Annotated in this window: 16 protein-coding genes; 3 read left to right on the top strand and 13 right to left on the bottom strand. The window is 68.7% G+C overall.

Annotated features, from left to right (window positions below; translation table 11 throughout):
* Window positions 1-105 precede the first annotated feature (105 nt).
* A complete protein-coding gene (locus tag ACTJJX_RS30665) occupies window positions 106-1,287 on the top strand; it encodes an acetyl-CoA C-acetyltransferase (RefSeq protein ID WP_003121716.1) in 1,182 nt (393 codons plus the stop codon).
* Between the two features lie 212 nt (window positions 1,288-1,499).
* Window positions 1,500-2,924: a short-chain fatty acid transporter gene (locus ACTJJX_RS30660; protein ID WP_003100415.1), complete on the top strand. Its 1,425-nt coding sequence runs from the start codon at window positions 1,500-1,502 to the stop codon at window positions 2,922-2,924.
* Between the two features lie 186 nt (window positions 2,925-3,110).
* Here ACTJJX_RS30660 and bdhA read toward each other — a convergent pair whose 3' ends face one another.
* From bdhA to hmgA, 7 genes are all read right to left on the bottom strand, one after another.
* Complete coding sequence (gene bdhA / locus ACTJJX_RS30655) at window positions 3,111-3,881, bottom strand: 3-hydroxybutyrate dehydrogenase (protein WP_003100413.1); 771 nt, start codon at window positions 3,879-3,881, stop codon at window positions 3,111-3,113.
* Window positions 3,882-3,914: 33 nt separating this feature from the next.
* Window positions 3,915-5,306: a GntP family permease gene (locus ACTJJX_RS30650; RefSeq protein ID WP_003088575.1), complete on the bottom strand. Its 1,392-nt coding sequence runs from the start codon at window positions 5,304-5,306 to the stop codon at window positions 3,915-3,917.
* A gap of 261 nt (window positions 5,307-5,567) precedes the next feature.
* Window positions 5,568-7,013 (bottom strand): sigma-54-dependent transcriptional regulator HbcR, encoded by a 1,446-nt coding sequence (gene hbcR / locus ACTJJX_RS30645; RefSeq protein WP_016851706.1) that lies wholly within the window; start codon window positions 7,011-7,013, stop codon window positions 5,568-5,570.
* Window positions 7,014-7,081: 68 nt separating this feature from the next.
* Window positions 7,082-8,434 carry an MFS transporter gene (locus ACTJJX_RS30640; protein ID WP_016851705.1) on the bottom strand — a complete coding sequence of 451 codons (1,353 nt, stop codon included), beginning with the start codon at window positions 8,432-8,434 and terminating at the stop codon, window positions 7,082-7,084.
* Between the two features lie 84 nt (window positions 8,435-8,518).
* A complete protein-coding gene (gene maiA / locus ACTJJX_RS30635) occupies window positions 8,519-9,157 on the bottom strand; it encodes a maleylacetoacetate isomerase (RefSeq protein ID WP_003100402.1) in 639 nt (212 codons plus the stop codon).
* Window positions 9,154-10,452 carry a fumarylacetoacetase gene (gene fahA, locus ACTJJX_RS30630; protein WP_004343332.1) on the bottom strand — a complete coding sequence of 433 codons (1,299 nt, stop codon included), beginning with the start codon at window positions 10,450-10,452 and terminating at the stop codon, window positions 9,154-9,156. Before fahA ends, maiA begins: the two co-directional genes overlap by 4 nt.
* 4 nt (window positions 10,453-10,456) lie before the next feature.
* Entirely contained in the window at window positions 10,457-11,755 is a 1,299-nt protein-coding gene (hmgA, locus tag ACTJJX_RS30625) for a homogentisate 1,2-dioxygenase (RefSeq protein WP_016851704.1), read from the bottom strand.
* A gap of 160 nt (window positions 11,756-11,915) precedes the next feature.
* Between hmgA and ACTJJX_RS30620 the strand changes: the two genes are divergently transcribed.
* Window positions 11,916-12,719 carry an IclR family transcriptional regulator gene (locus ACTJJX_RS30620; protein ID WP_003111362.1) on the top strand — a complete coding sequence of 268 codons (804 nt, stop codon included), beginning with the start codon at window positions 11,916-11,918 and terminating at the stop codon, window positions 12,717-12,719.
* A 67-nt stretch (window positions 12,720-12,786) separates the two neighbouring features.
* Here ACTJJX_RS30620 and liuE read toward each other — a convergent pair whose 3' ends face one another.
* The 6 genes from liuE to liuR form a co-directional block, all read right to left on the bottom strand.
* Window positions 12,787-13,689 carry a bifunctional 3-hydroxy-3-isohexenylglutaryl-CoA lyase/hydroxymethylglutaryl-CoA lyase gene (gene liuE, locus ACTJJX_RS30615; RefSeq protein ID WP_003100393.1) on the bottom strand — a complete coding sequence of 301 codons (903 nt, stop codon included), beginning with the start codon at window positions 13,687-13,689 and terminating at the stop codon, window positions 12,787-12,789.
* Window positions 13,690-13,709: 20 nt separating this feature from the next.
* Window positions 13,710-15,677, bottom strand: coding sequence for a methylcrotonyl-CoA carboxylase subunit alpha (liuD, locus tag ACTJJX_RS30610; RefSeq protein ID WP_016851703.1), 1,968 nt, complete (start codon window positions 15,675-15,677; stop codon window positions 13,710-13,712).
* Window positions 15,674-16,471: a gamma-carboxygeranoyl-CoA hydratase gene (locus ACTJJX_RS30605; RefSeq protein WP_003088598.1), complete on the bottom strand. Its 798-nt coding sequence runs from the start codon at window positions 16,469-16,471 to the stop codon at window positions 15,674-15,676. The genes liuD and ACTJJX_RS30605 overlap by 4 nt, the downstream gene beginning before the upstream one ends.
* 13 nt (window positions 16,472-16,484) lie before the next feature.
* Window positions 16,485-18,092 (bottom strand): methylcrotonyl-CoA carboxylase subunit beta, encoded by a 1,608-nt coding sequence (gene liuB / locus ACTJJX_RS30600; RefSeq protein WP_003100387.1) that lies wholly within the window; start codon window positions 18,090-18,092, stop codon window positions 16,485-16,487.
* A gap of 122 nt (window positions 18,093-18,214) precedes the next feature.
* Complete coding sequence (gene liuA, locus ACTJJX_RS30595) at window positions 18,215-19,378, bottom strand: isovaleryl-CoA dehydrogenase (RefSeq protein WP_016851702.1); 1,164 nt, start codon at window positions 19,376-19,378, stop codon at window positions 18,215-18,217.
* Between the two features lie 48 nt (window positions 19,379-19,426).
* A complete protein-coding gene (liuR, locus tag ACTJJX_RS30590; RefSeq protein ID WP_003124726.1) occupies window positions 19,427-19,831 on the bottom strand; it encodes a liu genes transcriptional regulator LiuR in 405 nt (134 codons plus the stop codon).
* Window positions 19,832-19,902 lie beyond the last annotated feature (71 nt).

Genomic DNA, 19,902 nt, shown 5'->3' with positions numbered 1-19,902 from the left:
CGCGGACCGTCCTTTCCAGAGGGCGTAGGATAGGAGCCTGTCGCACCGCCTACGTCCACCCGCAGCGATTCGGCCCGGCCACGGGCGAATCCAGGAGAACCATCCATGCAAGACGTCGTCATCGTCGCCGCTACCCGTACCGCCGTCGGCAGCTTCCAGGGCTCGCTGGCCGGCATTCCCGCCCCCGAGCTGGGCGCCGCGGTGATCCGCCGCCTGCTCGAACAGACCGGTCTCGATGCCGGCCAGGTCGACGAAGTGATCCTCGGCCAGGTGCTCACCGCCGGGTCCGGGCAGAACCCGGCGCGCCAGGCGGCGATCAAGGCCGGCCTGCCGGTCGGCGTGCCGGCCATGACCCTGAACAAGGTCTGCGGCTCCGGCCTCAAGGCCCTGCACCTGGGCGCCCAGGCGATCCGCTGCGGCGACGCCGAGGTGATCGTCGCCGGCGGCCAGGAGAACATGAGCCTGGCGCCCTACGTCATGCCCGGCGCCCGCACCGGCCTGCGCATGGGCCATGCGAAGCTGGTCGACAGCATGATCGAGGACGGCCTGTGGGACGCCTTCAACGACTACCACATGGGCATCACCGCCGAGAACCTGGCGGAGAAGTACGGCCTGACCCGCGAGGAGCAGGACGCCTTCGCCGCCGCTTCGCAGCAGAAGGCCATCGCCGCCATCGAGGGCGGGCGCTTCCGCGACGAGATCACGCCGATCCAGGTCCCGCAGCGCAAGGGCGAGCCGCTGAGCTTCGATACCGACGAGCAGCCGCGCGCCGGCACCACCGTCGAGGCCCTGGCCAAGCTCAAGCCGGCCTTCAGGAAGGACGGCAGCGTCACCGCCGGCAACGCCTCCAGCCTCAACGACGGCGCCGCCGCGGTATTGCTGATGAGCGCAGCCAAGGCCAAGGCCCTGGGCCTGCCGGTGCTGGCGCGGATCGCCAGCTACGCCAGCGCCGGGGTCGACCCGGCGATCATGGGCATCGGCCCGGTCTCCGCCACCCGTCGCGCGCTCGACAAGGCCGGCTGGAGCCTGGAGCAACTGGACCTGATCGAGGCCAACGAGGCCTTCGCCGCGCAGTCCCTGGCGGTGGGTCGGGAACTGGGCTGGGATGCCGCCAGGGTCAACGTCAACGGCGGCGCCATCGCCCTTGGCCACCCGATCGGCGCGTCCGGCTGCCGGGTGCTGGTGACCCTGCTGCACGAGATGATCCGTCGCGACGCGAAGAAGGGCCTCGCCACCCTGTGCATCGGCGGCGGGCAGGGCGTCGCCCTGACCCTGGCCCGCGACTGATCCATCGACCTGCCGCTCGCGGCGTGATCGCGCCATGTCCTTTCGCGGGGGCATGGCGCGCTCGTGTCCAGGGAACGAGCGGCGGACGGCCTTGACCGTCCGACCGGCCCCGTACCGTTCCGCCCCTCGGGACGGCCGGGTGCCCAGGGAGCCGTAGCACACACAGGCGGCCCCGTAGTCGCCGAATAACAATAAAACCGAGAGAATCCGCGATGACCGCTATCCTTCCCATCCAAGAAAGCCGCTCCGCGCGCTTCGCCATGCGTTGCTCGAACTGGGCCGAGCGCTGGTTTCCCGACTCCTGGGTGTTCGCCGCCCTGGCCATCCTCATCGTCAGCCTGGCCGCGCTGGCCATGGGCGCCGGACCGACCGCCACGGCGAAAGCCTTCGGCGACGGTTTCTGGAGCCTGATCCCGTTCACCATGCAGATGGCCTTCGTGGTCATCGGCGGCTATGTGGTGGCCAGTTCAGGCCCCGCCTCGCGTCTCATCGACCTGCTCGCGCGGGTGCCGAAGAATGGCCGCTCGGCGGTCTGCTGGGTGGCGCTGGTGTCGATGCTCGCCTCGCTGCTCAACTGGGGCCTCAGCCTGGTCTTCGGCGGCCTGCTGGTACGCGCCCTGGCGCGCCGCAGCGACCTGCGCATGGACTACCGCGCCGCCGGCGCCGCGGCCTACCTCGGGCTGGGCGCGGTGTGGGCGCTGGGCCTGTCGTCGTCGGCCGCGCAGTTGCAGGCCAACCCGGCCAGCCTGCCACCGTCGATCCTGGCGATCACCGGGGTGATCCCGTTCACCGAGACCATCTTCCTCTGGCAGTCCGGGGTCATGCTGCTGGCGCTGATCCTGGTCTCGCTGGTGATCGCCTACATGACCGCGCCGAGCGCCGCCAGCGCCCGCGACGCCAAGGATTGCGGGGTCGACGTGAGCTTCACCGCTCCGGCCAGGCTGGCGCCGACCCGGCCCGGCGAGTGGCTGGAGCACAGCCCGTTGCTGATCATCCTGCTGGTACTGCTGGCCGGCGGCTGGCTGGTCCACGAGTTCTCGACCAAGCCGGCGATCCTGGCGATCTCCGGGTTGAACACCTATAACCTGCTGTTCCTGATGCTCGGCGCGTTGCTGCACTGGCGCCCGCGCAGCTTCCTCGACGCGGTGGCGCGCGCGGTGCCGACCACCACCGGGGTGCTGATCCAGTTCCCGCTGTACGGCTCGATCGCGGCGATCATGACCACGGTCAACGGCAGCGACGGCGAGACCCTGGCCCACCATATCTCGACCTTCTTCGTACAGATCGCCTCCCACGACACCTACGCGCTGCTGATGGGCGTGTACTCGGCGGTGCTGGGCTTCTTCATTCCCTCCGGCGGCGGCAAGTGGATCATCGAGGCGCCGTACGTGATGCAGGTGGCCAACGAGCTGCAATACCACCTCGGCTGGGCGGTGCAGATCTACAACGCCGCCGAGGCGCTGCCGAACCTGATCAACCCGTTCTACATGCTGCCGTTGCTCGGCGTGCTGGGGCTGAAGGCGCGCGACCTGATCGGCTTCTCGTTCGTCCAGTTGCTGGTGCACATCCCGCTGGTGCTGGGTCTGCTCTGGGCCCTGGGCAGCACCCTGGCGTACATCCCGCCGGTGATGCCGTAGCGCATCGCCCCCCCGATAACTTCCTCTCCCTTCAGGGAGAAGGTTGGGGCGAGGGTAGCCGCGCCGGGAAACGAGGTATCGGCGGANGCCTGTGGCGTTATCCGCCCTACGCAATGGGGCGGGCGAACTCCGGATGGTTCCCTCTCCCTTCAGGGATAGGGTCTGGGGAGAGGCAGGCCGCCCCGGCTACTGCGCCACCCAGCCGCCATCCATGTTCCAGGCCGCGCCGCGCACCTGGTCGGCGGCTTCGCTGCAGAGGAACAGCGTCAGCCCGCCGAGTTGCTCGGGGGTGACGAAGGCCAGCGAGGGTTGCTTTTCCGCCAGCAGGTCGTGTTCCGCCTGTTCGGGCGAGACGCCCTCGGCGATGCGCGCGTCGATCTGCTTCTGCACCAGCGGGGTCAGCACCCAGCCGGGGCAGATGGCGTTGCAGGTCACCGGCGTGCGCGCCGTTTCCAGCGCCACACTCTTGGTCAGGCCGAGCACGCCATGCTTGGCGGCGACGTAGGCGCTCTTCCCGGCCGAGGCGACCAGGCCGTGGGTCGAGGCGATGTTGACGATCCGCCCCCAGCCGCGCGCGAGCATGCCCGGCAGGGCCAGGCGGGTGGTATGGAACACTGAGGACAGGTTGATCGCGATGATCGCGTCCCAGCGTTCCGTGGGGAATTCCTGCACCGGCGCCACGTACTGGATGCCGGCGTTGTTGACGAGGATGTCGACGCCGCCGAAGGTCCGCTCGGCGAAGGCCATCAGTTCGCCGATCTGCTCCGGGCTGGAGAGGTCGGCCGGGTGGTGCTCTGCGCGCACGCCGCGGGCGCGGACCTGCGCCAGTGCCGCGTCGACCTCGCCGAAGCCGTTGAGGAGCAGGTCGGCGCCGGCCTCGGCCAGGCTCAGGGCGATGCCCAGGCCGATGCCGCTGGTGGAACCGGTGACCAGGGCGGTCTTGCCTTTCAGGGTCATGCTGTTTCTCCCGCTGGATGAAAAAAGGGCGGATCAGACCAGGCCGGTGGCGTAGAACAGCCCGATGACGAAGAACACCGCCAGGGTCTTGATCAGGGTAATACCGAAAATGTCCTTGTACGCCTCCCGATGGGTCAGGCCGGTGACCGCCAGGAGGGTGATCACCGCGCCGTTGTGCGGCAGGGTATCCATCCCGCCGCTGGCCATGGCGGCGACCCGGTGGAGGACTTCCAGGGGGATCTGCGCGGCGTTGGCGGCGGCGATGAAGGTATCGGACATCGCCGCCAGGGCGATGCTCATGCCGCCCGACGCGGAACCGGTGATGCCGGCCAGCAGGGTGACGGTGATCGCTTCGTTGACCAGCGGATTGGGAATGCTCTTGAGCGCGTCGGCCAGCACCAGGAAGCCCGGCAGCGAGGCGATCACCGCACCGAAGCCGTATTCCGAGGCGGTGTTCATCGCCGCCAGCAGCGAGCCGGCCACCGCGCTGCGGGTGCCTTCGGCGAGGCGGCTGCGGATCGCCGCGAAGCCGCTCGCCAGCACCAGCAGGATGCCCAGCAGCAGGGCCGCCTGCACTGCCCAGATCGCGGTGAGCTTGCCGACCTCGGTCTGCAACGGCGTGGCCATGCCGGCCAGTTGCAGGGTATGGACCTGGCCGTACCATTGCGGGATCCAGTGGGTGAACAGCAGGTTGGCGACCCCGACCAGCACCAGCGGCGAGAGCGCCAGCCAGGGATTCGGCAGGCGCAGGTCATCGGCGGTCTCCGGCTCGTTGCGCAGGTCGCTGCCGTAGCCTTCGCCGTTGCGCCGCGCCTTGTTCGCCTGGCGTCGCAGGTAGAGCATGCCCACGGCGAAGACGAACAGCGCGCCGAGGGTGCCGAGCCAGGGCGCGGCCCAGGCGTGGGTGCCGAAGAAGGTCGAGGGGATGATGTTCTGGATCTGCGGGGTGCCGGGCAGCGCGTCCATGGTGAAGGAAAACGCGCCGAGGGCGATGGTCGCCGGAATCAACCGCTTGGGGATGTCGCTCTGGCGGAACATCTCCGCGGCGAACGGGTAGACCGCGAACACCACCACGAACAGCGAGACGCCGCCGTAGGTGAGCAGCGCGCAGACCAGTACGATCACCAGCATCGCCTGGCGGGTGCCGAGCAGGCGGATCGCCGCCGCGACGATGGAACGGGAGAAGCCGGCCAGCTCGATCAGCTTGCCGAACACCGCGCCAAGCAGGAATACCGGGAAGTAAAGCTTGATGAAACCGACCATCTTCTCCATGAACACCCCGGTGAAGGTCGGCGCGACCGCGCTGGGATCGGTGAGCAGGACGGCGCCGAGGGCGGCGAGGGGGGCGAACAGGATGACGCTGTAGCCCCGGTAGGCGGCCAGCATCAGCAGGCCCAGGGCGGCAAGGGCGATGATCACGCTCATCGGGCATATCTCCACGGCGCTGCGGGGCGCGCTTCGCATGGGGAAGGCGCTCCGGGCCTGTTTCTTGTTGTCGAACGGTGCGGGCAACGGCGTGACGGCCTGGAACGGGGCAGGGCCGTCGGAAAGGCACGTTGCGATAACCGTGCCAGGCCCCAGAATCGCGGTTTTCGTGGGCTGCGGCGAGACGAAGGGGAGCGTGGGGAATAGCGTTGTCTCAAAATGGAGACGTAATCGAGCGAAAGTTCCGTGGCTATGCAGGTCTCAGTTCGTCTCTATTTCGAGATGAGTCCCGCTATCGAGACGCATGCCCAGCGCCACGATCTTCTTGTACAGGGTCGAGCGACCCAGGCCCAGGCGTTTCGCCGCTTCCACCACATTGCCGGCACTCTGCGCCAGGGCCCGTCCGATCAGGTCGCGCTCGAAGGCTTCGCGGGCCTGTTGGAAATCCCCGACCGGCCTGTCGTCCGCCGCTCGAGGCAGCTCCGGCAGCGGTTGCAGGGGCCCCAGCGCCGCGCCGAGGGCGGCGGCGTCCAGCAACCGTTGGTCGGCCAGCAGCAGCGCGCGTTCCAGCACGTTGCGCAGTTCGCGGACGTTGCCCGGCCAGGCATGCCGGGCGAGCAGCGCCAGGGCGTCGCCGCCGAGTTCGTGGAGACGGCCGTGGTCGAGGCTGTCGAGGATCGACTCGCAGAGCGCCGGGAGGTCGTCCAGGCGCTGGCGCAACGGCGGGATCTCGATCGGCAGGACGTTCAGCCGGTAGTAGAGGTCAGCGCGGAAACGGCCTTCGCGCATCGCCTGCTGCAGGTCGATGGAAGTGGCGGCGACCAGGCGGATGTCGCTGCGGATCACTTCGTTGGAACCCACCGCTTCGAACTCTTTCTCCTGTAGCACGCGCAACAGCTTACCTTGCAAGGCCAGCGGCATGTCGCCGATCTCGTCGAGGAACAACGTGCCGCCCTGGGCCACCTGCAACTTGCCTGGCCGGCCCTTGCGCTCGGCACCGGTGAAGGCCCCCGGGGCGGTACCGAAGAATTCGGCCTCCAGCAGGCTTTCCGGGATCGCCGCGGCGTTCACGCTGACGAAGGCCTTGTGCGCCCGCGGCGAAGCGCTGTGGATGGCGTGGGCGAGCAGTTCCTTGCCGGTGCCGGTCTCGCCGAGCAACAGCACCGGCGCTTCGCTGGCCGCGCCACGACGGGCGCGACGCTTGACTTCCAGGCTGACCGGACTGGTGCCGACGAAGTGGCTGAAGCTGTACTTGGCCTGGCGCGCCTGCAATTGCGAGCGGGTCGAGGCCAGTTCGCGCTGCATGCTCAGGTAGCGGGTCACCAGCGGCGACAGCGAACGCAGTTCGTCGAGCAGGGCGAAGCCGATGGCGCCGATCACTTCGCCGGCGTCGTCGTGGATCGGCAGGCGCATCACCACCAGCGGGTCCTTCGCGCTGTCCATCATGTCCAGCAGGATCGGCTTGCCGCTGCCTACCACTTCGCGCAGCAGGCTACCGGGGATCACGCTTTCGCAGGGCCGGCCGATGGCCTGCGCCGGGTCGGCGAGGCCGAAACGCTGGGCGTAGCGCTGGTTGATCCAGACGATGCGGGCCTCGCGGTCGACGATCACCGTGCCTTCGCTGGAGCCTTCGACGATCTCGAACAGCGAACGGATCGCCTGCTGGCGCACGCGTTGGTAATCCTGGAGGCTGTCGGCGTCGTTCATCGGCGGCTCCTGCGGCGGACGGCGAAACGGCCCGCCACTGTAGCCGGGAAGCCGCTCGCGGTGAAGGCTCAGGATTCCTCGACGGCCAGCGCGGCGGCGCTTTCCCGCTGCGCCTGGGCGGCGGGCGAGCGGACCTGGAGGATCAGTAGCGCGGCGAGCCCGGCGGGAAACGCCGCAAGCATGAAGATGTTCTCCACGGATATGTGCATGCCCAGCAGCAGGCTGCCGAACAGTGGGCCGAGGATCGAACCGAAGCGGCCCACGCCCAGCGCCCAGCCGGTGCCGGTGGCGCGTACCTGGGCCGGGTAGAAGTTGCTGGCGAAGGCGTTCAGGGTCAACTGCCCGCCGATGATGCAGAAGCCGGCGGCGAAGACGAACGCCAGCAGCCAGCGCGGCTGGTCGTGGTTGAGGCCGAGGAGCAGGGTGAATAGCGCGGCGCCGGCGAGAATCGCCGCCAGCAGGCGGACCTTGCTGCGCAGGCGGTCGGCGAGCCAGGCCAGGAGCATCGCGCCGAGGGTGCCGGCGAAGAGGAACATCGAGGTCGCCAGGTTCGCCGCATTGCGTGTCAGGCCGCTTTCCTGGAGCAGCGAGGGCAGCCAGCTGACCATGAAGTAGAGCAGGATCAGGCTGACGAAGAAGGTCGCCCAGAGCAGCAGGGTCGGCCGCGCGTAACCGTGGCGGAACAGCTCCAGCACGGTCAGGCTTGCCGCCGGCTCGGCGTCGGCCTCTGCCGGCGGCGGCTGCCAGCCCGGCGCCATACGCTCGCTGAGCTGGCGCAGGCGGGCATAGGGCGGTGCGTCGCGGAGCAGGCGCGGCAGCGACTCCGGGAGGAACAGGAGGAGGAAGGGGAACAGCAGCAACGGGGTGACGCCGCCGGCGAGGAACACCGCCTGCCAGCCGAAGCCGTCCATGAAGGCGGCGGCGACGAAACCGCCGGCGGCGCCGCCGAAGGAGAAACCGCAGGCCGCCAGGGTGACCATCAGGGTACGCAGGCGCGGTGGCGAATACTCGGCCATCAGCGCCATGGCGCTGGGCATCGCCCCGCCCATTCCGATGCCGCAGACGAAGCGCGCCAGCATCAGGCTTTCCAGGGAACCGGCGAAGACCATCAGGACGGTCAGGCTGGCGTAGATCAGCACGCAGCAGAGCAGCACCCGGCGGATGCCGAAGCGGTCAGCCAGCGGCGTCACCAGCAGCGAACCGACGGTCAGGCCGAACAGGTTGGCGCTGAACACCGGGCCGAATGCGGCCTTGTCCAGGCCCCATTCCTGGGCCAGGGTCGGCACCACGTAGCCGAGCACCTGGGCATCGTAGCCATCGGTGACCAGCAACAGGGCGAGGAGCAGCAGCAACAGCCACTGGTAGCGGGACACGGGGCGCGCGTCGAGCGCCGCGCGAAAGCTGGCGATCTGGTTGTGCATCGCAAGGTACCTGAGGTTCTTATTGGTGATGGGGCGTCCGGCGGACGCCCCCCTTTATCTTCAGGAGCGGGACTCTGCGGTCCCTCAGGCGGCCGGGGTGTCCGGCTGGTTGGCCGGATGGGCCTGGCGGAACGCCGGATGGGCGGCGGCCAGGTCGGCGACCCGGCGGATCCGTGGCCAGGCGTCCAGCGCCACGCCGAAGCGCTCGGCGGCGTAGAGCTGCGGGACCAGGTAGACGTCGGCCAGGCCCGGCCGGTCGCCGAAGCACCAGCCCTGGTCGCCGATCAGTTGCTCGACGGCGGCGAGACCCTGGCCGACCCAGTGGCCGATCCACTGCCGGACCTGCTCTTCGTCGTGGCCCCACTGGCGCAGCAGGTTGAGCACGCTGGCGTTGTGCAACGGGTGGATGTCGCAGCCGACCAGCGCCGCGACTCCGCGCTCGCGGGCGCGGCGCAGCGGATCGCTGGAGAGCAGGGCGGGTTGCGGGTAGCGCTCCTCGAGGTACTCGATGATCGCCGGCGACTGGATCAGCAGCTCGCCCTCGTCGACCTGCAGGGCCGGTACGCGGCCCTGCGGGTTGAGCGCCAGGTAGGCGGGTTGGCGGTGTTCGCCGCCGTCGCGGACCAGGTTGACCGGCAGCGACTGGTAGTCCAGCCCCTTCAGCGCCAGGGCGATGCGCACCCGGTAGGAGGAGGTGGAACGGTAGTAGGTATAGAGCTTCATCCGCGCGCCCCCGGAAGGGCCGCGAGCACCTTGCCGCGACATTCGCCGAAACCGATCGAGACATGTCCCTCGCGCTTGCAGCGAGCGCGGAGGATGACCTCGTCGCCGTCCTCGAGGAAGCGCCGGGTCTCGCCGGAGGCTAGTTGCACCGGCTGCTTGCCGCCAGCGGTGATCTCCAGCAGCGAGCCGAACTGGCCGGGCTCGGCGCCGGACAGGGTGCCGGAGCCGAACAGGTCGCCGGGCTGCAACTGGCAGCCATTGACGCTGTGGTGGGCGACCATCTGCGCCACCGTCCAGTACATGCTCAGGCTGTTGCTCAGGGTCAGGCGCTGCGGCGGCAGGCCTTTCTCGCGCAGGCCCTCGGTGAGCAGCAGGACCTCCAGCTCGATGTCGAAGGCGCCGTGGGCCTGGTCGTTGTCGTCGTAGAGATACGGCAGCGGCCGCGGGTCGCCTTCGGGGCGCGCTGGCTGGGCACGGCGGAACGGCTCCAGGGCTTCGGCGGTGACCACCCAGGGCGAGACGCTGGTGATGAAGCTCTTCGACAGGAACGGGCCGAGCGGTTGGTATTCCCAGGCCTGGATGTCGCGCGCCGACCAGTCGTTGAGCAGGCAGAAGCCGGCGATGTGCTCGGCGGCGCGGGAAACCGGGATGGCTTCGCCGAGGGCGTTGCCCTGGCCGATCCAGATGCCCAGCTCCAGTTCGTAGTCCAGGCGCGCGCAGGGGCCGAACACCGGCTCGCTGGCGCCGGCCGGCAGGGTCTGGCCGTTGGGCCGGCGCACTTCGCTGCCGGAGACGCGCACGGTCGAGGCGCGGCCGTGGTAGCCGATGGGCACGTGCTTGTAGTTGGGCAGCAGTGGGTTGTCCGGGCGGAACAGCTTGCCGACGTTCTCGGCATGGCGGATGCCGACGTAGAAGTCGGTGTAGTCGCCGATCCTGGCCGGTAGGTGCATTTGGCACTCGGCGGCCGGATGGAGCAGTTCCGGGCGCTCCGCGGCGCCTTCGCCGAGCAGCTCCAGCAGGCGCTGGCGCAGCGCCACGCGGGCCGGCTTGCCGAGGGCGAAGAAGGCGTTCAGCGCGCCGCCGCGGGTGGCTTCGGCGGCTACGCCGGCGGCACCCTCGAACAGCCCGGCGGCCAGCGCCGCGTCCAGGTCGAGGATCGAGTCGCCGATGGCCACGCCGCAACGCGGGCTCAGGCCGGCACGGCTGAAGATGCCCAGCGGCAGGTTTTGCAGGGGAAAGTCGGCATGCCCATTGGCGGAGGCGACCCAGCTACGAGTGGGGGTTGGCTGGTTCATGGGGTTATCTCCGTTGCGGGTTGAAGGTGGATACGAGCGACGCCCAGCAGGCATCGTAGTCATTCTGCAGGGCCGGCGTCTCGAGGGCGGCACGGCTCGGCCGGAGGACCTGGCTGGTCTCGAACATGAAGGCCATGGTCTGGTCGATCCTGTGCGGCTTGAGGTCGGCGGCGATGGCCTTGTCGCAGCTTTCCGCGTCCGGGCCGTGGGCGCTCATGCAACTGTGCAGCGAGGCGCCGCCGGGCACGAAGCCGCCGGCCTTGGCGTCATAGGCGCCCTGGATCAGGCCCATGAATTCGTTCATCAGGTTGCGGTGGAACCATGGCGGACGGAAGGTGTTCTCGGCCACCATCCAGCGCGGCGGGAAGATCACGAAGTCGATGTTGGCCAGGCCATGGACGCTGGTGGGGGAGGTCAGCACGGTGAAGATCGACGGGTCCGGGTGGTCGAAGCTGACCGTGCCGATGGTGTTGAAGCGGCGCAGGTCGTACTTGTAGGGCACGTTGTTGCCGTGCCAGGCGACCACGTCCAGCGGCGAGTGGTCAAGCTCGCAGGCCCACAGCTCGCCGAGGTATTTCTGCACCAGTTGCAGCGGCTGGCGGCTGTCTTCGTAGCGCGCCACCGGGGCCAGGAAGTCGCGCGGATTGGCCAGGCCATTGCTGCCGATCGGGCCGAGGTCGGGCAGGCGCAGCGGCGCGCCGTGGTTCTCGGCGATATAGCCGCGTGCCTCGCCGTCGAGCAGCTCGACGCGGAACTTCATCCCGCGCGGGATCACCGCGATCTCCAGCGGTTCGACCTGCAGCGCGCCGAGTTCGGTGCACAGGCGCAGGCGGCCCAACTGCGGGACCAGCAGCAGTTCGCCGTCGGCGTCGTAGAAGCAACGCTCCATCGAGCGGTTGGCCAGGTACTGGTAGATGCTCACGCCGGCGGGCTTGTCGCCGGGCGCGTTGGCGGCCATGCGCAGCAGGCCGTCGAGGAAGTCGGTGGGCTGCTCGGGCAGTGCCAGCGGATCCCAGCGCAGGCGGTTGGGGGTCGGCGCATCCAGTTCGGCACCGGCGATCTGTCGTTTCAGGCGGCGGAACGGCGGATGCTTGGCCGACGGCGTGATGCGGTATAGCCAGGTGCGCCGGGCCTCGCTGCGAGCCATGGTGAAGGCGGTGCCGGAGAGCAGTTCGGCGTACAGGCCGTAGGGCGCTTTCTGCGGGGAGTTCTGGCCGACCGGCAGGGCGCCGGGGAGCGCTTCGCTGCTGAATTCGTTGCCGAAGCCCGATTGATAGGCGAGGGCAGTGGAGTCGAGGTTCATCTGAGGCCTCCGGGGAGTGGGGGCAGCTTGCCGCCGATCCGCCGGGGACCTGGCACGCTGGCTGCGTTATTTTTATCGTAATTCAATTACGCATAACGTAATTTGAGTGGAAAGCAGCGTCAAGCTATAACGTCGGCCCCGCCCGCAGGAACCCGCGTCCATGGAAAAGAACAGCAGTCCCGCCGAAACCTCCGGCAAGCAGAAGGTCCGCTCCGCCGAAGTCGGTACCGATATCCTCAAGGCCCTCGCCGAACTCTCCCCGGCGACCTCGCTGTCGCGCCTGGCGGAGCATGTGGGGATGCCGGCGAGCAAGGTCCATCGCTATCTGCAGGCATTGATCGCCAGCGGCTTCGCGGTCCAGGACGCCTCCACCAATCATTACTCGCTGGGGCGCGAGGCCCTGCGCGTGGGCCTGGCGGCGCTGGACAGCATGGACGTGCTGAAGAGCGCCGCCGCGCCGCTGGCCGAGCTGCGCGACGTGCTCAACGAGACCTGCTTCCTCGCCGTCTGGGGCAACCGTGGCGCCACCGTGGTACAGGTGGAACAGGCGGTGCGCGCGGTGACGGTGGTCACCCAGGTCGGCTCGGTGCTGCCGCTGCTCGGTTCGTCCACCGGCCTGGTGTTCGCCGCGTTCCTGCCGGAACGCGAGGTGGCCGAGCTGCGCGAGGAAGAGTTGGCTGGGCGCGCCGACCATCCGCTGGCCGACCCGGCGGCCTACGCGGTGCTGCTGGAGGGCATCCGCGCGCGCGGCCTGCATGCGATCCATGGGCTGCTGATGCCTGGGGTGGAGGCGCTCTCGGCACCGGTGTTCGACGCCCGCGGGCGGGTGGCGGCGGTGCTCACGGTGGTCGGCCCGGCGAGCATCTTCCAGGCCGAGGAGCAGGGGCCGGCGGCGGAACGGCTGCTTGCGACGACTCGGGCTATCAGTTGGCGGATGGGGTATGACGGCACCCAGGGTGGATGATGCAGTCTCCGAGCCTGAGGGTGATGTCAGGTAGGGCGGATAACCGCCCGCGGTTATCCGCCGCTTCTCAGGCCTTGGCCAGCAACGCCTTCGCCGCTCGCGATCCGTTGCTCTTGCCGAGCACCGCGCAGATGCGCTGGCCGGCGTCGACCAGGGCGTGCATGTCGACCCCGGTATGGATCTCCAGGCCGTTCAGCAGGTAGAGGACGTCTTCGCTGGCGACGTTGCCGGTGGCGCCCTTGGCGTAGGGACAACCGCCGAGGCCGGCCACCGAGCTGTCGAATACCGCGACGCCTTCCAGCAGGCTGGCGTAGATGTTCGCCAGGGCCTGCCCGTAGGTGTCGTGGAAGTGCCCGGCGAGGCGCTCGCGGGGAACCTCGCTGGCCACCGCCTCGATCAGCCGGCGGGTGGCACCGGCGGTGCCGACGCCGATGGTGTCGCCCAGGGACACTTCGTAGCAGCCCATCTGCTGGAGTTCGCGGGCGACCCAGGCGACCTGGCGCGGATCGACATCGCCGTCGTAGGGACAGCCGAGCACGCAGGAAATGTAGCCGCGCACCCGCACCTGGTGCTGGCGCGCCGCCTCCAGCACCGGTACGAAGCGCTCCAGGCTGTCCTTGATCGAGCAGTTGATGTTGCGCTGGGAGAAGGCTTCCGACGCGGCGGCGAACACCGCCACTTCCTTCACCCCCGACTCCAGCGCCGCCTCGAAGCCTTTCAGGTTCGGCGCCAGCGCCGCGTAGGTCACGCCGGGACGCTGGCGGATGCCGGCGAACACCTCGGCCGAGCCGGCCATCTGCGGCACCCACTTGGGCGAGACGAAGCTGCCCACTTCGATGTAGTCCAGGCCGGCGGCGCTCAGGTCATCGACCAGGCGGATCTTGTCGGCCACCTCGATCGGCTGTTTCTCGTTCTGCAGTCCGTCGCGCGGACCGACTTCCACCAGGCGGACCTTCTTCGGCAGGTTCATGCTGTTCCTCGTCTTGGCTGTCAGGCCTGGTTCTCGTCCAGCTCCACCAGCGGCGTGCCTTCCTCTACCAGTTCGCCCTCGCTGCAATACAGCGCCTTCACTACCCCGGCGTGGGGCGCGCGGATGCTGTGTTCCATCTTCATCGCCTCCAGCACCACCAGGGCGGTGCCGGCTTCGACCGTCTGGCCGGGCTCGACCAGGACCCGCACGATACTGCCGTTCATCGGCGCGCTCAAACCACCCTGGTGGGCATGGGCGGCCTCGGCTTCGGCGATCGGGTCGACGGCTTCGATGGCCAGCAGTTCGCCCTCCCATTCGAGGAACAACTGGCGTCCGCGGCGCAACGCCGCCGAGCGACGGGTGACACCGTCCACCCGGCTGACCAGGTCGTCGCCGTCCAGGCGATACTGGCTGGGGCTGGCGTGGCGCAGGCGGACGCAGCGGCGTTCGTCGCGGCAGCGCAGCATCAGGTCGGCCTCCCGCGCCAGGGCGCTGCGCCAGCCGTCGTTGCGGCTCCACGGCGAATGCGGGTCGTCGTCGCGACGGTGGCCCGGTTCGCTCTGCAGCCAGGCTTCGGCGGCGGCTTGCCAGAAATGCTCCGGCAGCGCTTGCGGCGCCGGCAGCAGGTCGTCTTGGTGGCGCGCGATGAACCCGGTGTCCAGTTCGGCGGCGGCGAACGCCGAATGGCCGAGGATGCGGCGGAGGAACGCCAGGTTGGTGCGCAGGCCGCCGACCGAGGTTTCCGCCAGCATCGCCAGCAGGCGCTGGCGGGCTTCCTCGCGGGTTTCGCCCCAGGCGATCAGCTTGGCCAGCATCGGGTCGTAGAACGGCGAGACCTCGTCGCCTTCGCGTACCCCGCTGTCGACCCGCCGGCCGGGGCCGGCGGGCGCTTCGCGGTACAGCGCCAGGCGGCCGCTGGCGGGGAGGAAGCCGCCCTCGGGGTCTTCCGCGTAGAGCCGCACTTCGATGGCGTGGCCGTTCAGCGGCACCTGTTCCTGTGTCAGCGGCAGCGCCTCGCCGCGAGCGACGCGGATCTGCCAGGCGACCAGGTCGAGGCCGGTGATGGCCTCGGTGACCGGGTGTTCCACCTGCAGGCGGGTGTTCATTTCCATGAAGAAGAACTGGCCGCGTTCGTCGAGGAGGAATTCGACGGTACCGGCGCCGACGTAGCCGATCGCCTGCGCCGCGCGTACCGCGGCCTCGCCCATGGCCCGGCGCAGTTCCACACCGAGACCGGGGGCGGGGGCTTCCTCGACGACCTTCTGGTGGCGGCGCTGGATCGAACAGTCGCGTTCGTTGAGGTACAGGCAGTGGCCATGGCGGTCGGCGAATACCTGGATCTCCACGTGGCGCGGCTTCAGCAGGTATTTCTCCACCAGCATCCGCGCGTCGCCGAAGGCGGCCTTGGCCTCGCGCTGGGCGGAGGAAAGGGCCTCGGCCAGCTCGGCCTCGCGCTCCACCACCTTCATGCCCTTGCCGCCGCCGCCAGCGGCGGCCTTGAGCAGCACCGGGTAGCCGATGCGCCCGGCTTCCCGGCGGAAAGTCTCGAGGTCCTGGGCTTCGCCGTGATAGCCGGGCACCAGCGGCACGCCGGCTTCTTCCATCAGCGCCTTGGCCGCCGACTTGCTGCCCATGGCGTCGATGGCCGCCGCCGGCGGTCCGAGGAAGAGCAGGCCGGCTTCCTCGCAGGCGCGGGCGAAGTCGGCGTTCTCCGAGAGGAAGCCGTAGCCGGGGTGGATCGCCTGGGCGCCGCTGGCGAGGGCGGCGGCGATGATCCTGTCGCCGCGCAGGTAGCTGTCGACGGGCTTGGCGCCGCCCAGGTCGACGGCGATGTCGGCTTCGGCGACGTGGCGGGCGTGGCGGTCGATGTCGCTGTGCACGGCGACGCTGCCGATGCCGAGGGCGCGCGCGCTGCGCATCACCCGGCAGGCGATCTCGCCGCGGTTGGCGACCAGGAGGCGCTGGATGCTGCGGTAGTCCGGGTTCATGCGTCGTTTCTCCAGGCGGGCGTGCGTTTCTCCAGGAAGGCGCGCAGGCCTTCCTGGCCTTCCGGGCTGATGCGGATGCGGGCGATGGCCGCCTCGGTGTAGCGGCGCAGCGCCGGGCTCAGCTCGGCGGCCTCGACCTCATGGTAGAGCGCCTTGCAGGCGACCAGGGCGCGCGGGCTGTTTTGCAGCAGGTTGGCGATCCAGGCCTCGGCCTGGCTTTCCAGTTCGGCGGCGGGACAGCTTTCGCTGAGCAGGCCCAGTTCGCTGGCGCGGCGTCCGTCGAAGCGCTCGGCGGTCAGCGAATAGCGCCGCGCGGCGCGCTGGCCGATGGCCTTGACCACGAACGGGGCGATGGTCGCCGGGATCAGGCCGATGCGTACCTCGGACAGGCAGAAGGTCGCGTCGTCGCTGCCGATGGCCATATCGCAGCAACTGACCAGGCCGACCCCGCCGCCGAACACCGCGCCCTGGACCACCGCCAGGGTCGGCTTGGGCAGGTTGTAGAGATGGGTCATGAGTTCGGCGATGCGCTGGGCGTCGGCCAGGTTGCCCTGGTAGTCGAGGTCCACCGACTGCTGCATCCAGGCCAGGTCGGCACCGCCGCAGAAGTGCCGGCCACGGCCGCGCAGCACCAGCAGGCGGACCTGCGGGTCGCTGCCGACGCGATCGATGGCCTGCAACAGTTCGTCGATCACGACGGCATTGAAGGCGTTGTTCTTTTCCGCCCGGTCCAGCCACAGGGTGGCTACGCCGCGCGGGTCGATCTCAAGCTGGATGGTCTGGAATTCGCTCATGCTGGTCTGCTCGTCACATGCGGAACACGCCGAAGGCGGTCGGCTCGATGGGGGCGTTGAGGGCGGCGGAAAGCGCCAGGGCGAGCACCTCGCGGGTCTGCGCCGGATCGATCACGCCGTCGTCCCACAGTCGCGCGCTGGAGTAGTAGGGATGGCCCTGGTGCTCGTACTGCTCGAGGATCGGCGCCTTGATCTTCGCCTCCTCTTCGACGCCGAGCTGCTGGCCGGCGCGCTCGGCCTGCTCGCGCTTGACCTGGGCGAGCACCCCGGCGGCCTGTTCGCCGCCCATCACGCCGATCCTCGCGTTCGGCCACATCCACAGGAAGCGCGGGTCGTAGGCGCGTCCGCACATGCCGTAGTTGCCGGCGCCGAAGCTGCCGCCGATCAGCACGGTGAACTTCGGCACCCGCGCGCAGGCCACCGCGGTCACCAGCTTGGCGCCGTGCTTGGCGATGCCGCCAGCCTCGTACTTCTGGCCGACCATGAAACCGGTGATGTTCTGCAGGAACAGCAGCGGGATGCCACGCTGGCAGGCCAGTTCGATGAAGTGCGCGCCTTTCTGCGCAGCCTCGGCGAAGAGGATCCCGTTGTTGGCCAGGATGGCGATCGGATAGCCGTGCAGGTGGGCGAAGCCGCAGACCAGGGTGGTGCCGAACAGCGCCTTGAACTCGTCGAACTCGGAGCCGTCCACCAGTCGTGCGATCACTTCGCGCACGTCGTAGGGCTGCTTGCTGTCGGCGGGAATCACCCCGTACAGCTCCTCGGCGGGGTACAGCGGCGCGCGCGGTGCACGGCATTGCAGCTGGCCCTGCTTGCGCCAGTTGAGGTTGGCGACGCAGCGGCGGGCGATGGCCAGGGCATGGTCATCGTCCTCGGCATAGTGGTCGGCGACCCCTGAGACCTTGCAGTGCACGTCGGCGCCGCCAAGTTCCTCGGCGCTGACCACCTCGCCGGTAGCGGCCTTCACCAGCGGCGGCCCGGCGAGGAAGATGGTGGCCTGTTCGCGCACCATCACGGTTTCGTCGGACATCGCCGGCACGTAGGCCCCGCCGGCGGTGCAGGAGCCCATGACCACGGCGATCTGCGGGATGCCGCGGGCACTCATGTTGGCCTGGTTGAAGAAGATCCGGCCGAAGTGCTCGCGGTCGGGGAACACCTCGTCCTGGCGCGGCAGGTTGGCGCCGCCAGAGTCCACCAGGTAGATGCATGGCAGGCGGTTCTCCAGGGCGATGGCCTGGGCCCGCAGGTGCTTCTTCACGGTCAGCGGATAGTAGGTGCCGCCCTTCACCGTGGCATCGTTGCCGACGATCATGCATTCCACCCCTTCGACCCGGCCGATCCCGGCGACGATGCCGGCGGCGGCGACCTCTTCGCCGTAGACTTCGTGGGCGGCGAGGGCGGAAAGCTCGAGGAACGGCGAGCCGGGGTCGAGCAGGCGGTTGATGCGTTCGCGCACCAGCAGCTTGCCGCGCGCGCTGTGCCGGGCCTGGGCGGCGCTACCGCCGCCTTCGTGGATGCGGCCGAGGAGGGTGCGCAGGGCGTTGACCTGTTCCAGCATGGTCGCGGCGTTGGCCGCGAACTCGGCGGAGCGTGGATTGATCTGGGTGTGCAGGATGGCCATGGCGGTGGCTCCGTGTCGAGGTGGGCGGAAGCGGTTGGCGCCCGCTCCCGACCTGGCGATGCGCCTGTCGATGCAATGGAATGCCCTCTCCCTGGCGGAAAAGGGCCGGGAAGAGCGAGGCTTCAGCGGGTTTCGTTGAACAGCTCGCGGCCGATCAGCATGCGGCGGATCTCGCTGGTGCCGGCGCCGATCTCGTAGAGCTTGGCGTCGCGCAACAGGCGGCCGGTGGGAAACTCGTTGATGTAGCCGTTGCCGCCGAGGATCTGGATCGCGTCCAGGGCCATCTGGGTGGCGCGCTCGGCGCTGTAGAGGATCACCCCGGCGGCGTCCTTGCGGGTCGTCTCGCCGCGGTCGCAGGCGGCGGCCACGGCGTACAGGTAGGCGCGGCTGGCGTTGAGGGCGGTGTACATGTCGGCCACCTTGCCCTGGACCAGCTGGAATTCGCCGATGCTCTGGCCGAACTGGCGGCGGTCATGGATGTACGGCACCACCACGTCCATGCACGCCTGCATGATTCCCACCGGGCCGCCGGAAAGCACCACGCGCTCGTAGTCGAGGCCGCTCATCAGTACCTTGACCCCGCCGTTGACCGCGCCGAGGACGTTCTCCTCGGGTACCTCGACGTCCTGGAAGATCAGTTCGCAGGTGTTCGAGCCGCGCATGCCCAGCTTGTCCAGCTTCGGCCCGCGACTGAAGCCTTTCCAGTCGCGCTCGACGATGAACGCGGTGATCCCGTGCGCGCCCTTGTCCGCGTCGGTCTTGGCGTAGATCACATAGGTATGGGCGTCGGGACCGTTGGTGATCCACATCTTGCTGCCGTTGAGAACGAAGCGGTCGCCGACCCGGTCCGCGCGCAGCTTCATCGAGACCACGTCGGAGCCGGCGTTGGGTTCGCTCATCGCCAGCGCACCGATGTGTTCGCCGGATACCAGGGCCGGCAGGTAGCGGGCCTTCTGTTCGGCGTTGCCGTTGCGCTTGATCTGGTTGACGCAGAGGTTGGAATGCGCGCCATAGGAGAGCGCCACCGAGGCCGAGGCCCGGCTGATCTCTTCCATGACCACGGCGTGGGCCAGGTAGCCCAGCGCCGAACCGCCGTACTCCTCGTCGACGGTGATGCCGAGCAGGCCCATCTCGCCGAACTTGCGCCACATGTCCATGGGGAACTGGTTGTCCTGGTCGATCTGCGCGGCGCGCGGCTGTAGTTCGGCGTTGACGAAGCCGCGGACCTGGTCGCGGAGCATGTCGATGGTTTCGCCGAGGGCGAAGTTGAGGCTGGGATAGGTCATGCTTTCACCTGTAATTGTGCTTGTCCGGTTTAAAGCTTCGAATTAGGTTTATGTTGCAACTGTTTGTTTGTTATAGCTTTTGATCAGCGCCGCTCGACAGCGCTCCTCGGCAGTATCCAGTTCCAGCTGCATCTGTTCGATGTCCAGCAACTGTTGTTCCAGCTGGGCGCGGCGCTCGGCGATCTTCTCCAGCATGGTGTTCAACTGCTTCTGGTTGCCGCTGCTCGGGTCCGGGTCGTAGAGCTCGATCAGTTCGCGGCATTCGGCGAGGGAAAAACCGATGCGCTTGCCGCGCAGGATCAGCTTCAGGCTGACCTTGTCGCGCGGCGAATAGATGCGTTCCTGGCCGCGTCGCTCGGGGGAGAGCAGGCCTTGCTCCTCGTAGAAGCGGATGGCGCGGGTGGTGATGTCCAGTTCGCGGGCGAGATCGGAGATGGTGTAGGTGATGGACATGCGCTGGCACCTGCTTGTTTACCTTTACGTTAACGTAAAGCTGCGCCGAAATCCTGTCAACGCCTGGAACG

Source organism: Pseudomonas sp. 22490, from assembly GCF_052044465.1.
GTDB classification, from domain to species: domain Bacteria; phylum Pseudomonadota; class Gammaproteobacteria; order Pseudomonadales; family Pseudomonadaceae; genus Pseudomonas; species Pseudomonas aeruginosa.
The sequence above is the reverse complement of the archived record's forward strand: the minus strand, read 5'-3'. Positions and strand labels throughout refer to the sequence as shown.

What these genes read in the sequence shown, in the direction of transcription:
- ACTJJX_RS30660 (WP_003100415.1), top strand. Translation starts at nt 1,500, where the DNA reads ATGACCGCTATCCTTCCCATCCAAGAAAGCCGCTCCGCGCGCTTCGCC.
- ACTJJX_RS30620 (WP_003111362.1), top strand. Translation starts at nt 11,916, where the DNA reads ATGGAAAAGAACAGCAGTCCCGCCGAAACCTCCGGCAAGCAGAAGGTC.
- liuE (WP_003100393.1), bottom strand. Translation starts at nt 13,689, where the DNA reads ATGAACCTGCCGAAGAAGGTCCGCCTGGTGGAAGTCGGTCCGCGCGAC.
- ACTJJX_RS30650 (WP_003088575.1), bottom strand. Translation starts at nt 5,306, where the DNA reads ATGAGCGTGATCATCGCCCTTGCCGCCCTGGGCCTGCTGATGCTGGCC.
- liuB (WP_003100387.1), bottom strand. Translation starts at nt 18,092, where the DNA reads ATGGCCATCCTGCACACCCAGATCAATCCACGCTCCGCCGAGTTCGCG.
- maiA (WP_003100402.1), bottom strand. Translation starts at nt 9,157, where the DNA reads ATGAAGCTCTATACCTACTACCGTTCCACCTCCTCCTACCGGGTGCGC.
- fahA (WP_004343332.1), bottom strand. Translation starts at nt 10,452, where the DNA reads ATGAACCAGCCAACCCCCACTCGTAGCTGGGTCGCCTCCGCCAATGGG.
- ACTJJX_RS30640 (WP_016851705.1), bottom strand. Translation starts at nt 8,434, where the DNA reads ATGCACAACCAGATCGCCAGCTTTCGCGCGGCGCTCGACGCGCGCCCC.
- liuR (WP_003124726.1), bottom strand. Translation starts at nt 19,831, where the DNA reads ATGTCCATCACCTACACCATCTCCGATCTCGCCCGCGAACTGGACATC.
- bdhA (WP_003100413.1), bottom strand. Translation starts at nt 3,881, where the DNA reads ATGACCCTGAAAGGCAAGACCGCCCTGGTCACCGGTTCCACCAGCGGC.
- hmgA (WP_016851704.1), bottom strand. Translation starts at nt 11,755, where the DNA reads ATGAACCTCGACTCCACTGCCCTCGCCTATCAATCGGGCTTCGGCAAC.
- ACTJJX_RS30605 (WP_003088598.1), bottom strand. Translation starts at nt 16,471, where the DNA reads ATGAGCGAATTCCAGACCATCCAGCTTGAGATCGACCCGCGCGGCGTA.
- liuA (WP_016851702.1), bottom strand. Translation starts at nt 19,378, where the DNA reads ATGACCTATCCCAGCCTCAACTTCGCCCTCGGCGAAACCATCGACATG.
- ACTJJX_RS30665 (WP_003121716.1), top strand. Translation starts at nt 106, where the DNA reads ATGCAAGACGTCGTCATCGTCGCCGCTACCCGTACCGCCGTCGGCAGC.
- hbcR (WP_016851706.1), bottom strand. Translation starts at nt 7,013, where the DNA reads ATGAACGACGCCGACAGCCTCCAGGATTACCAACGCGTGCGCCAGCAG.
- liuD (WP_016851703.1), bottom strand. Translation starts at nt 15,677, where the DNA reads ATGAACCCGGACTACCGCAGCATCCAGCGCCTCCTGGTCGCCAACCGC.